Source organism: Spongiactinospora sp. 9N601 (genome assembly GCF_044326295.1).
Taxonomy (GTDB): domain Bacteria; phylum Actinomycetota; class Actinomycetes; order Streptosporangiales; family Streptosporangiaceae; genus Spongiactinospora; species Spongiactinospora gelatinilytica.
The window spans coordinates 365,442-378,264 of record NZ_JBIRBB010000010.1; the positions used below are offsets into that span (position 1 = coordinate 365,442).

At 68.7% G+C, this 12,823-nt stretch carries 9 protein-coding genes and 2 tRNA genes; 8 read left to right on the top strand and 3 right to left on the bottom strand.

Annotated features, from left to right (window positions below; genetic code table 11):
* Positions 1-7 precede the first annotated feature (7 nt).
* Both ACH34R_RS25630 and ACH34R_RS25635 read right to left on the bottom strand, forming a co-directional pair.
* The gene (locus tag ACH34R_RS25630; protein ID WP_397564057.1) at positions 8-898 is read right to left on the bottom strand and encodes an LLM class flavin-dependent oxidoreductase; all 891 of its coding nucleotides are present in this window, start codon (positions 896-898) and stop codon (positions 8-10) included.
* A 163-nt stretch (positions 899-1,061) separates the two neighbouring features.
* Positions 1,062-1,135, bottom strand: a tRNA-Gly gene (locus ACH34R_RS25635).
* 89 nt (positions 1,136-1,224) lie between these two features.
* On the opposite strand from ACH34R_RS25635, the gene ACH34R_RS25640 reads away from it, so the two are divergent.
* Positions 1,225-1,298, top strand: a tRNA-Pro gene (locus tag ACH34R_RS25640).
* Between the two features lie 11 nt (positions 1,299-1,309).
* Here ACH34R_RS25640 and ACH34R_RS25645 read toward each other — a convergent pair.
* Positions 1,310-1,804: an ATP-binding protein gene (locus ACH34R_RS25645; RefSeq protein WP_397564058.1), complete on the bottom strand. Its 495-nt coding sequence runs from the start codon at positions 1,802-1,804 to the stop codon at positions 1,310-1,312.
* A gap of 279 nt (positions 1,805-2,083) precedes the next feature.
* On the opposite strand from ACH34R_RS25645, the gene ACH34R_RS25650 reads away from it, so the two are divergent.
* From ACH34R_RS25650 to ACH34R_RS25680, 7 genes are all read left to right on the top strand, one after another.
* Complete coding sequence (locus tag ACH34R_RS25650) at positions 2,084-2,950, top strand: helix-turn-helix domain-containing protein (RefSeq protein WP_397564059.1); 867 nt, start codon at positions 2,084-2,086, stop codon at positions 2,948-2,950.
* Between the two features lie 297 nt (positions 2,951-3,247).
* On the top strand, positions 3,248-4,669 hold the full coding sequence (gene tig, locus ACH34R_RS25655) for a trigger factor (protein ID WP_397564060.1): 1,422 nt from the start codon (positions 3,248-3,250) through the stop codon (positions 4,667-4,669).
* 644 nt (positions 4,670-5,313) lie between these two features.
* A complete protein-coding gene (locus ACH34R_RS25660) occupies positions 5,314-6,900 on the top strand; it encodes a Na+/H+ antiporter (RefSeq protein ID WP_397564061.1) in 1,587 nt (528 codons plus the stop codon).
* 128 nt (positions 6,901-7,028) lie between these two features.
* Positions 7,029-7,673, top strand: coding sequence for a ClpP family protease (locus ACH34R_RS25665; protein ID WP_397564062.1), 645 nt, complete (start codon positions 7,029-7,031; stop codon positions 7,671-7,673).
* A gap of 11 nt (positions 7,674-7,684) precedes the next feature.
* Complete coding sequence (locus tag ACH34R_RS25670; protein ID WP_111166138.1) at positions 7,685-8,329, top strand: ATP-dependent Clp protease proteolytic subunit; 645 nt, start codon at positions 7,685-7,687, stop codon at positions 8,327-8,329.
* A 191-nt stretch (positions 8,330-8,520) separates the two neighbouring features.
* Positions 8,521-9,804 (top strand): ATP-dependent Clp protease ATP-binding subunit ClpX, encoded by a 1,284-nt coding sequence (gene clpX, locus ACH34R_RS25675; protein WP_397564063.1) that lies wholly within the window; start codon positions 8,521-8,523, stop codon positions 9,802-9,804.
* Positions 9,805-9,833: 29 nt separating this feature from the next.
* Positions 9,834-12,431, top strand: a complete 2,598-nt coding sequence (locus tag ACH34R_RS25680; protein WP_397564064.1) for a valine--tRNA ligase — start codon at positions 9,834-9,836, stop codon at positions 12,429-12,431.
* Positions 12,432-12,823 lie beyond the last annotated feature (392 nt).

Below are 12,823 nucleotides of genomic sequence, written 5' to 3' on the forward strand. Positions count from 1 at the left end.
TGGAGCCTCAGCCCTTGCGTTCTCGCGCCACCCGCGCGCGCACCTCCGGGACGACCTCCTCGGCGAACCGCCGCAACTGCGTCTCCTGGTCGCCCTCGGCCCACAGGACGAAGGAGTCCATCCCGTACGCGACGGCCACGTCGGTCAGCTCCTCGGCCCACTGCTCGGCAGGGCCGTTCAAGAACCCCCCGGACGGCCCGTCGGTGATCGTGCCGTTGATGTTGTAGATCCGCCTGATCGCGCCCGGCTCCCGCCCCGCTGCGGCGGCGGCCTCGTCGATGCGCGCGTTCAGTTCCGGCAGCTTGTCCGGCGGGGCGTAGGGCGAGGAGGGCAGCCAGCCGTCCGCCCGCGCGCCGGTGAGCGCGAGCGCCTTGGGCCCGTACACGCCGAGCCAGATCCCGACCGGATGCGTGGGCACCGGCCCGGAGCGGGCCCCCGCGACCCGGTAGTGCTCGCCCTCGAAGCGCACCGAGCGCTCCCCGGACCACAGGCCCCTGATGATCGTGATCGCCTCGTCCAGCGCCGCCCTGGCCTCGCCCGTGGTGCGGCGCGGCCCGCCGTACGCCTCGATCGCGTCCCAGAACGAACCGGCGCCCAGCCCCAGCTCCACCCGCCCGCCACTGAGCACGTCCAGGCTCGCCGCGGCCTTGGCCAGCACGGCCGGCGGACGCAGCGGCAGGCTCGCCACGTCGGGGAACACCTTGATCCGCTCGGTCACCGCCGCCACCATGCTGAGCAGCGTCCAGGTCTCGACGTACGACCGCTGGTAGGGGTGGTCCTGCACACCGATCAGATCGAGCCCGAGCCGATCGGCCAGCCGCGCGCGTTCGAGCAGCGGATCGCCCACGTTCGGAATGAGAAAGTAGCCGAATTCCAGCGGTAGCCCGTAATCGCCCATCACGTCCTCCTGATGCCCAGCGGTCCCGCACCGCAAGTGCGGTATGTGCGCAAACCCGACCGGCAGTGAGGTTGTTCCCGGACCTGAACATGCCCGTTCACGTGCGCGAACAGAGCGGAATGCGAGCGGAGGAGCCAGGGTTCGATGGGCCCCGGGGTGGTCGTGGAGCGGACGACGGGAATCGAACCCGCGTAGCCAGTTTGGAAGACTGGGGCTCTACCATTGAGCTACGTCCGCGCGAGCCGGTCGTTGTCTGGTCTAGACTTCATCCGGTCGTCAGGGCGTAAGCGTACCGGAGTTCCGGAAGGCTTGCGCACCGGGCGTCGCGGGGCGTGGCGCAGCTTGGCAGCGCGTCTGGTTTGGGACCAGAAGGTCGTGGGTTCAAATCCCGCCGCCCCGACGGGGCCGCCGTTATCGGCGGCCGGTCTCCTCGTGGCTGAACAGCGCCCACACGGCCTTGCCGCCGGTGTCGAGGTGGTTCCAGCCCCAGTCGCGGCTGTAGGTCTGCACGATGTACAGGCCGCGGCCGTTCTCGGAGACGAAGTCGGGCTCCTTGGGCACCGGGATCTTGTCACTCGGGTCGCAGACCGCGAGGACGACGTGCCGGCTGATCCGGACCAGCGTCAGCGTGATCTGCCCGCCGACGAACTGGTCGGGGTAGAGGGCGTAGCGCACCGCGTTGGTGACGAGTTCGGAGACCACCAGGGCCGCGTCGTCGCCGAGGTCGCCGAATCCCCAGGTGCCCAACGTCGCCCTGGTCACGTCGCGGGCGATCTTGACCGAGTCGGCCTGGGGGGACAGCGGAGTGGTGGTCGTCTCGCTGGAGGGGAAGTGCAGCAGGTCGGGAAATCTGACCCAGTGGTGGATCCGTAGACAGTCGGCAGTGGACGTCGGCTGCTCCACCATGCTGCCGTTACCTCCCGCTGTCCCTCGCGAAGATGGGTACCACTACCGCGTTATATGGCTAAGTGCCCTCTTTAGCGCACTATGCACTAGGCCATCATGGGACACCTGATCGCCAGCTGCAAGACCCAAATGCACGTGCAGGTGCATTGTGCAAGCGCATGGGCGGTTACTTGCCGGTACTTGGATAAGCTTGCGAATCGGACACGGGGTTGAGACCTTGCCATAGGCCCGGGAAGTAGTGACACTGTGTGCGCTGGTGCAACGTGACAGGAGGGTGTCGTGACGCACACACAGCCGGGAGCAGGACCCACGGCTCTGCGTATCCTCCTGGGCTCGCAGCTTCGTCGGCTTCGCGAGGCGAAGGGGATATCCAGGGAGGAAGCGGGCCACCTGATCCGCGGCTCGGAGTCCAAGATCAGCCGGATGGAGCTGGGCCGGGTCGGCTTCAAGGAGCGTGACGTCTCCGACCTCCTGACCTTCTACGGGGTCGAGGACGAAGGCGCCCGCCGTCCCGTCATGGACCTGGTGCTCCGGGCCAACGAGCCGGGTTGGTGGCACCGGTACAACGACCTGCTGCCGTCGTGGTTCCAGGCGTACGTCGGGCTGGAGGAGGCCGCCTCCCGCATCCGCACGTACGAGGTCCAGTTCGTCCCCGGCCTGCTCCAGACCAAGGAGTACGCCCGCGCCGTGATCACCGCCGGAGCCGCCACGATCGGCCCGCACGAGATCGCCAGGCGGGTCGACCTGCGGATGGAGCGCCAGCGGGTGCTGGAGACCGACGGCGGGCCGTTCTTCTGGGCGGTGATCGACGAGGCCGCGCTGCGCCGCCCGATCGGCGGGGCCGACGTCATGCGGGCGCAGCTCGAACATTTGCTGGAGCTGATGCGCCAGCCCAACATCACGATCCAGGTCATGCCGTTCAGCTTCGGCGGGCACAGCGCCGAGGGCGGCGCGTTCAGCGTGCTGCGCTTCGCCGACTCCGAACTTCCCGACGTGGTCTACGTCGAGCAACTCGCCAGCGCCCTGTACCTCGACAAGCGCGAGGACGTCGACCGTTACAGCGAGGTCATGGAGCGACTGTGCGCGGTCAGCACCACGCCTGAGGAGACCGTGGAGATCCTCGTTAAGGTCATGAAGGAGATCTGACTGCCGCGCCGTCGCCCATCGCCGCATATCTGCCCTAGACTGGCCTGCGGCGCTGGACATCGCCACGCTGGAGCATGTCCGCAAGCGACAGGGTCCGCGAGGTGACCGACGACAGCGCCGCTCATGTGGGCGCGGCGCGCGAGCTTGCCGCGGTAGCCGTAGAGCGGGAGGGGAGAGCCGAGCCGGAAGCGGCGGGTCGTCCGCGGCCCGATCGTCAGGCGGGGAGGCCGAACCGACCGACAAAGCACGACTTGACGCGCCCGCGATCACTCGAAGCTTGACCAAGGAGACCACCCCGTGAAGACCGCTGTCGAGGAGCTCAGCCCCACCAGGGTGAAGCTCACCGTCGAGGTGCCGTTCGAGGAGCTCGGCGAAAGCATGCAGGCGGCGTACAAGAAGGTCGCGCAGCAGGTGCGCGTCCCCGGCTTCCGCCCCGGCAAGGTCCCTGCCCGCATCATCGAGCAGCGCTTCGGCCGCGCTGTCGTGCTGGAGGAGACCCTCAACGACGCGGTTCCCAAGCTGTACGGCCAGGCTGTGGACGAGAGCGACATCTTCCCGGTCAGCCAGCCGGAGATCGAGGTCACCAAGATCGAGGACGGCGAGCAGGTCGAGTTCACCGCCGAGGTCGACGTCCGGCCCAAGTTCGAGGTCCCCGACTACTCCGACATCGAGGTCACGGTTCCCTCGGCCGAGGTGACCGACGCCGACATCGACGAGCAGCTCGACGGCCTGCGCCAGCGTTTCGCCACCCTCACCGGTGTGGAGCGCCCGGCCGCCGCCGGCGACTACGTCGTGATGGACCTCGCCGCAGCCGTCAACGGCCAGAACATCGAAGAGCAGCAGGCCAGCGAGGTGTCCTACGAGGTGGGCGCCGGTTCGGTGCTGCAGGGCCTGGACGACGCGCTGCTGGGCATGTCGGCCGGTGACCAGAAGGTCTTCACCTCCACCTTGGTCGGCGGCGAGAACGCCGGCGAGGAGGCCGAGATCACGGTCTCGGTGAAGTCGGTCAAGGAGAAGGTGCTGCCCGAGCTGGACGACGAGTTCGCCCAGTTGGCCAGCGAGTTCGACACGCTCGACGAGCTGCGCGAAAGCCTGAGCGGCCAGATCCGCCACAACAAGCTCATCGACCAGGTGGCCCAGACCCGCCAGAAGGCACTGGACGCGCTGCTGGACCGGGTGGAGATCCCGCTCCCTGACAGCGCCCTGAACACCGAGATCGACGCGCGCAAGCACAACCTCCAGCACCAGATCTCCGACAGCGGGCTGAGCAAAGAGGCGTTCTATCGCCTCTACCAGACCACCGAGGACGAGCGCTTCAAGGAGTTCGAGGAGGCCTCGGCCAAGGCGCTGCGGACCGGCTTCGTGCTCGACAAGATCGCCAGGGCGGAGGAGCTCGGCGTCTCCGAGGCGGAGCTGACCAACTTCGTGGTCCGCCGGGCGAGCGAGATGGGCGTCGCGCCCAACGCGCTGGCCAAGCACCTGGCCGACAACGACCAGCTCACGCTGGCCATGGTGGAGATCGTCCGGGACAAGGCCAGAGCCGTCGTCGGCGACGCCGTCACGGTGACGGACGAGGCGGGCAACTCGGTCGACCTCAAGGCCATCTACCGCGAGGTCGGCGGCCCGACGGAGGACGACGCCGAAGGCGCGGAAGCGGCGGAGGCCGTGGAGGTCACCGACGGCGAGGAATCCGCCGAGGCCAAGCCCGCCGCCGAGTAGCGCGTCCCGGCCGCCACCCGTGGCCGCTCGTCGCTCAGCCGCCGGTCGGCCCGTGCACTCGGCATAGCGCCGGTCATGACGACCGGCGGTGTGCCGGGCCGCACCGGGACCTGGTACCGCGACGGGCTTGGGCCTGCGCGGCGACGACCGCGAGGGCCCGCTGTCGCATCGGCTGCGCCGCCGTGAGCCCGCTGCGCCCACCGCATCGCAGCGCCGCGCGGGGCGGGCTCGACGGGCGTGGTCAGGTCCAGGTACGGCAGGGCGCCGCCGAGCACCCGTGCCCTGCGCGGGAGCGGACCGGCGGGCCTCGCCCGCGTGGCTCCCCGTCGGTCGGCCGGTCCGGGCCGTTGCCGTACTCACCCGCCGGTCGGCCATGGTCCACGTGGCTCCATGTAGGCCCGCTGGCGGAGGTGCTGCTGCATTACCGGCGGTGTGGCCGAACGGGCAGAGGACCGGTCGGCCGGGGGTCGCTGTCGTTCGAAGGGGTTCGTACGCCCCCGGATCGTGGTTCGCGGTCCGGGGGCGTTGGCGTTTCGTCGGTGTGGGTGGCCATTCCGGGGGTTTTGAGGTCTTTAATGGCTTTTGTGGGGAATGTGGCCTCTTGGCAATGGAGGGATGGAGCGCGCTGACGAGGTGATGTCGCGGTGAGCGGCGAGGTGTTCGTCATCGGCGTCGTTCTCGCGGTCGCGCTGGTGGCGGCGCGCCTGCTCGGGCGGACGTTCGGGGTGCCCGAGGCGATCGTGCTGGTCGCGCTGGGCGGGGCGGCCAGCTTCCTGCCCGGGGCCACCGCCGTCGATGTGCCGCCCGACGTCGTCCTGTACTTCTTCCTCCCGCCGCTCGTCTACCACGCCGCCTTCGTCACCGCCCCCAGGGAGGCGAAGGAGGACGCGGTCCCCATCGGGGTGCTGGCCTTCGGGCTCACGCTCGTCACCGCGCTGTCGGTGATGGCCGCCGCGCTTCTGGTCGTACCCGGTCTGACCTGGCCGCAGGCGCTGGCGCTCGGCGCGGCGGTGGCGCCGACCGACCCCGTGGCGGCGACCTCCACGCTGCAGAAGCTCGGCGCGCCACGCCGGCTGGTGACCATCCTGGAGGGCGAGAGCCTGGTCAACGACGGGGTGGCGCTGACGCTGTTCGGCCTGGCCCTGGCCGCGATGGCCCACCCGGTCACGGCGGGCGAGACCGCGCTGCTGCTGGTCAAGGTGGCGCTCGGCGGCGTCGGGTACGGCCTGGCGCTGGCCTGGGCGATCGGCAGGCTGCGTCCCCTCATCAAGGACGGCGGCGGCCAGATCGTGCTGTCCCTGGTCACCCCGTTCCTGGCGTACTTCCCGGCCGAGCACTTCGGGTTCTCCGGCGTGCTGGCCACCATCGTCACGGGCTTCATGCTCGGCATCCGCGGCCCCGGCGTGCTCCAGCCCGCCTCGCGCCTGTCCGGACGGGTGTTCTGGGATGTTCTTGTGTTCCTGCTGGAGTCCGCGCTGTTCGTCCTGCTCGGGCTGCAGATCCACAAGGTCTTCGACGGCGTGGCCGGGCAGCCCACCGGGCGGCTGGCGCTGGCGGCGGTGCTGGTCATCGCCGTGGTGGTCACGGTGCGGCAGGCATGGACCTGGCTGGTGTTCCCGCTGGCCAGGTACCTGCCCACCCGCCCGCTGGACTTCGAGCGCCTGGGACCGCGCGATCGGCTGCTGATGGGCTGGGCGGGAATGCGCGGGGCGATCACCCTGGCCATCGCCCTGTCGATTCCGCTCACCGCTGAACATCGCGCCCTGCTGCTGTTCCTGGCCGCGGTGGTCGTCCTGGCGACCCTCGTCGTCCAGGCGTCCACGATCGGGCCGCTGATGCGGCTGCTCGGCCTCCAGGACGGCCGGACGGCCGTGGTCGAGGAGGCCACGGCCAGGGAGGCACTGCTGGAGGTGGCGATGTCCGAGCTGGACCGGCTGGCCGCCGACCAGAAGATCGACGATCAGACGGCCGAAGTTTTCCGGCAGCTTTTCGAACTTCGGCTGGACCGGGTGCGCGCCCTACTCGACCAGGACGGCGACGGACCGGACGCGGACCGCGCGTCACCTGCGCCGGCCACGCCCGGCCGCGAGCTGCGGCGGGAGCTCATCACCGCACAGCGGTCGAAACTCCACGAACTGTACGCCAGCGGCACAATCGGCGCGGACACCCTGCGCCGAATCGGCCACGAGCTGGACCTTGAGGACCGCCGCGGTGGCACGCCCGCGCCGTGACGCGGCCTGGCGCGCCGCTACCTGCGCCGACAGCGAACAGCATCACGGAGGCGGCATGTCCGGTGCGCGGCGCGCGTTAGGGTCACAAGCAAAGCCAATCGATATACGACGCATCGGAAGGTGACGCTGTGACCAGCCCGCCGACCCTCTATCAGCCGGCCGGTTTCGAGCCCGAGTCCAGGAACCAACCCAACGGATCCTTCCGTCTCGAAGACCAGCTCTACCAGCGCCTGCTGCGTGAGCGCATCATCGTGCTGGGCTCCCAGGTCAACGATGAGATCGCCAACCGGATCTGTGCGGAGTTGCTGCTGCTCGCGGCCGACGACCCGGACCGCGACATCTACCTGTACATCAACTCCCCCGGCGGCTCGGTGACCGCCGGCATGGCGATTTACGACATGATGGAGTATGTGCCTAACGACGTGTGCACGGTGGCCATGGGGCTGGCGGCCTCCATGGGCCAGTTCCTGCTGTGCGCCGGGGCACACGGCAAGCGGTACGCACTGCCGCACGCCCGCATCATGATGCACCAGCCGTCCGGCGGGATCGGCGGCACCGCCGCGGACATCGCCATCCAGGCCGAGCAGATGCTCTACGTCAAGAAGACGCTGGCCGAGCGGATCTCCTCGCACACCGGCCAGCCGCTGGAGCAGATCGAAAAGGACTCCGACCGCGACCGCTGGTTCACCGCGGACGAGGCGAAGGACTACGGCTTCATCGACCAGGTCGTGCGCAGCGCACGGCAGGTGCCTTCGTCGGGTGCCGTCTCCTGAAAGGGCAAAAGGTGAGTGAGTTGATCCGGCCGGGAGACATCAACGGCCGCTACATCATCCCTTCGTTCGTCGAACGCACGACGTACGGCGTCAAGGAGATGAACCCTTACAACAAGCTCTTCGAGGACCGCATCATCTTCCTCGGAGTGCAGATCGACGACGCGTCGGCCAACGACGTCATGGCCCAGTTGCTGACGCTGGAGTCGCTCGACCCCGACCGTGACATCAGCATCTACATCAACTCGCCCGGCGGGTCGTTCACCGCGATGACGGCGATCTACGACACGATGCAGTTCGTCAGGCCGGAGATCCAGACGGTCTGCCTCGGCCAGGCGGCCTCGGCGGCGGCGGTGCTGCTCGCGGGCGGCACGCCCGGCAAGCGCTTCGCGCTGCCCAACGCCCGCGTGCTGATCCACCAGCCCTCCACCGAGGGCGGCGGCCAGGGCAGTGACATCGAGATCCAGGCGCGGGAGATCCTGCGGATGCGCAGCCTCCTGGAGGAGATCGTGGCCAGGCACACGGGCAAGTCGCCCGAAGACGTCCGGCACGACATCGAGCGCGACAAGATCCTCAGCGCCGACGAGGCCAAGGCGTACGGGCTGGTGGACGACATCATCCCAACGCGGAAGAAGCAGGCCAAGGCCATCGCTTCCTGACGCGTCGTGTGCACCGGAACGGTGCCCAATTGGGCACCTTCCGGTGCGACTCGCCGCCAGGGGGCTCACTGAGGGCCAGGAAGACGGTAACGTCGAAACCTGAGCGGGATGACTTTTCGCACCCGGTATCCGCCCGGGGCGAAAGAAACGGACCAGGCAGCAGAACGGTCCCACGCAAAGGAGTATCTGGGGTGGCACGCATCGGCGACGGTGGAGACCTGCTGAAGTGCTCGTTCTGCGGGAAGAGCCAGAAGCAGGTCAAGAAGCTCATCGCCGGACCCGGCGTCTACATCTGCGATGAGTGCATCGATCTCTGCAACGAGATCATCGAGGAGGAACTGTCCGAGTCCTCCGAGCTCAAGTGGGACAACCTGCCCAAGCCGCGGGAGATCTACGAGTTCCTCGACGCCTACGTCATCGGCCAGGACAAGGCCAAGAAGGCGCTCTCGGTGGCGGTCTACAACCACTACAAGCGGGTGCAGTCCGGCGAGCGGGGCCGTGACGACGGCGTCGAGCTGTCCAAGTCCAACATCCTGCTCCTCGGCCCGACCGGTTCCGGCAAGACGCTGCTGGCCCAGACCCTGGCCAAGATGCTCAACGTGCCGTTCGCCATCGCCGACGCGACCGCCCTCACCGAGGCCGGATACGTCGGTGAAGACGTCGAGAACATCCTGCTCAAGCTGATCCAGGCCGCCGACTATGACGTCAAGAAGGCCGAGACCGGGATCATCTACATCGACGAGGTCGACAAGATCGCCCGCAAGAGCGAGAACCCGTCGATCACCCGGGACGTCTCCGGTGAGGGTGTGCAGCAGGCGCTGCTGAAGATCCTGGAGGGCACCACCGCCTCGGTGCCGCCGCAGGGCGGGCGCAAGCACCCGCACCAGGAGTTCATCCAGATCGACACCACCAACGTGCTGTTCATCTGCGGCGGGGCGTTCGCCGGCCTGGAGAAGATCATCGAGTCGCGGGTCGGCAAGAAGGGCATCGGCTTCAACGCCATCCTGCACTCCAAGGACGACATCGACTCCGCCGACATCTTCGGCGACGTGATGCCGGAAGACCTGCTGAAGTTCGGCATGATCCCCGAGTTCGTGGGCCGGTTGCCGATCATCACCAGCGTCCACAACCTCGACCGCGAAGCGCTCATCCAGATCCTCACCGAGCCGCGCAACGCGCTGGTCAAGCAGTACCGCAGGCTCTTCGAGCTGGACAACGTCGACCTGGAGTTCGGTGACGACGCGCTGGAGGCCATCGCCGACCAGGCGATCCTGCGCGGCACCGGAGCCCGCGGGCTGCGGGCCATCCTGGAGGAGGTGCTGCTCTCGGTGATGTACGAGGTGCCCAGCCGGCAGGACGTCGCCCGCGTGATCATCGACCGGGCCTCCGTGCTCGAGCACGTCAACCCCACCCTCGTCCCGCGCGACCAGCTCCAGGCCAAGCAGCAGCGCGCGCCCCGGGAGAAGTCCGCCTGACCCCGGCGAGGTCCCTAGAATGTGAGACCGTGACGACGCCGACACCAGAGCCGACAGCCGAGCTGCCCAGCCAGTACACGCCCGCCCAGGTCGAGACCCGTAGCTACGAGCGCTGGGTATCCGCGGGATACTTCACCGCCGACCCGGGCAGCGAGCGGGAGCCGTTCAGCATCGTGCTGCCGCCGCCCAACGTCACGGGCTCGCTGCACATCGGCCACGCGCTGGACCACTCGATCCAGGACGCGCTGGCCCGCCGCGCGCGGATGTCCGGCGCGGAGACCCTGTGGCTCCCCGGCATGGACCACGCGGGCATCGCCACCCAGAACGTCGTGGAGCGCGAGATCGCCAAGGACGGCGTCTCCCGGCACGACCTCGGGCGCGAGGCGTTCGTCGAGCGCGTGTGGCGGTGGAAGGACGAGTCCGGCGGCAAGATCCTCGGCCAGATGACCAAGCTCGGTGACAGCGTCGACTGGTCGCGCGAGCGGTTCACCATGGACGAGAACCTCTCCCGCGCCGTCCAGACGATCTTCAAGAGCCTGTTCGACGACGGCCTGATCTACCGCGCCGAGCGCATCATCAACTGGTGCCCGCGCTGCCTGACCGCCCTGTCCGACATCGAGGTCGAGCACACCGAGGACGAGGGTGAGCTGATCTCCATCCGGTACGGCAGCAGCGACGACGCCATCGTGGTCGCCACCACCCGCGCCGAGACGATGCTCGGCGACACCGCCGTCGCCGTCCACCCGGCCGACGAGCGCTACAGCCATCTGATCGGCCGTGAGGTCGAGCTGCCGCTCACCGGGCGCATGATCCCGATCGTGGCCGACGAGCACGTCGATCCGGCCTTCGGCACCGGCGCGGTGAAGGTGACCCCCGCGCACGACCCCAACGACTTCGAGATCGGCCGCCGGCACTCGCTGCCGTCCATCGCGGTGATGGACGAGCGTGGCGTGATCACCGCGCACGGCCCGTTCGAGGGCCTGGACCGCTTCGAGGCCAGGCCCGCCGTCGTCGCCGCGCTGCGCGCCGAAGGCCGCATCGTCGCCGAGAAGCGCCCCTACCTGCACTCCGTCGGGCACTGCTCGCGCTGCAAGACGGTGGTCGAGCCACGGCTGTCGCTGCAGTGGTTCGTCAACGTCGGCCCGCTCGCCAAGGCCGCGGGCGACGCCGTGCGCGACGGCCGTACCCGCATCCACCCGCCGGAGATGGCCAAGCGCTACTTCGACTGGGTCGATGACATGCACGACTGGTGCATCTCCCGGCAACTGTGGTGGGGGCACCGCATCCCGGTCTGGTACGGCCCGGCGGGCGAGGTCGTGTGCGTCGGCCCCGACGAGGAGCCGCCCGCCGGCTACGTCCAGGACCCTGACGTACTGGACACCTGGTTCTCTTCGGGCCTTTGGCCCTTCTCCACCCTGGGCTGGCCCGCTAAGACGCCCGAGCTGGCCAAGTTCTATCCCACCTCCGTGCTCGTCACCGGCTACGACATCCTGTTCTTCTGGGTGGCGCGGATGATGATGCTCGGCCTGTACGCCATGGACGGCCGCCCGCCGTTCCACGTGGTCGCGCTGCACGGCATGGTCCGCGACCAGTACGGCAAGAAGATGTCCAAGTCCTTCGGCAACGTCGTCGACCCGCTCGACTGGATCGACCGCTACGGGGCCGACGCCACCCGCTTCACGCTGCTGCGCGGCGCCAACCCCGGCGCCGATGTGGCGATCAGTGAGGAGTGGGCGGCCGGATCGCGCAACTTCTGCAACAAGATCTGGAACGCGGCCCGGTTCGCGCTCATGAACGGCGCGGCCGTCGGCGACCTGCCCGCCGACCTCACGGCGGCCGACCGCTGGATCCTGTCCCGGCTCCAGGGCGTCATCTCCTCGGTGGACGCGGCGCTGGCGGAGTTCGAGTTCGCCAAGGCGTGCGACCTGCTCTACCACTTCGCGTGGGACGAGGTCTGCGACTGGTACGTCGAACTGGCCAAGATCCAGATCTCCTCCGGCCGCACGGGCACCCGGCAGGTGCTCGGGCACGTCTTCGACGCGTTGCTACGGCTGCTGCACCCGCTGGTCCCGTTCGTCACCGAGGAGCTGTGGCGGGCGCTGACCGGCCGCGAGTCGATCGTGATCGCACCGTGGCCGGTGGCCGACCCCCGTTTCGACGATCCGGCGGCCGAGGCCGAGATCGCCCAGCTCCAGGATCTGGTGACCGAGGTCCGCCGCTTCCGCAGCGACCAGGGCCTCAAGCCCGGCCAGCGGGTGGCCGCCCGGCTGTCCCTGACCGGCGGCCCTCTGGAGGCGCACGAGCCGGCGATCCGCACCCTCCTGCGCCTGGACCCACCGGGGGACACCTTCACCCCGACGGCCCGCCTCGCGGTCGGCTCCGTGACGGTCGAACTCGACACCGCCGGCGCCATCGACGTCGCGGCGGAACGCAAGCGCCTGGAGAAGGACCTCGCAGCCGCCCGCAAGGAGGCCGCCCAGACGGCGGGCAAACTGGGCAACGAGCAGTTCATGGCCAAGGCCCCCGACGACGTCGTGACCAACGTCCGCACCCGCGCGGCCAAGGCCGCCGACGACATCGCCCGCCTGGAAGCCCAGCTCAGCGCGCTCCCTGCGGCGCACGGCTGAGCGGTCGTCGTCAGGGTGAGCCGTATGGCCGGGGCTCGGCTCGTACGGCTCATCCGGTCCCGGTTTAGCGACCGCCAACCACGGGTAGACCAGAGTGTTACCGGAAGGTGCGCAGGCGCGGCCGTGCGGGGTGATAGAGTTTTTCTCGCAGCGCTCCTCGGCGCTGAACACCTCTGATCGCTCCGGTAGAACGAAGACGCACGGATTTGGTGCGGATCGGACAGCCTGGTAAGTTAGAGGGGTTGCCCTGGAGACGGGGCGACAGAATGAGGAATAGGCTTCAAGCCCCGGAGGGCTGGATCGGTTCGGCTGGTCTGGTTCGACGGTGTACGCGCCCGTTTCTTGAGAACTCAACAGTGTGCTAAAAGCCAGTGCATGTACAACATGTATGA

Bases quoted from the DNA above. Each gene is read 5' to 3' on its own strand.
- ACH34R_RS25645 (WP_397564058.1), bottom strand. From the start codon at position 1,804: ATGGTGGAGCAGCCGACGTCCACTGCCGACTGTCTACGGATCCACCAC.
- ACH34R_RS25630 (WP_397564057.1), bottom strand. From the start codon at position 898: ATGGGCGATTACGGGCTACCGCTGGAATTCGGCTACTTTCTCATTCCG.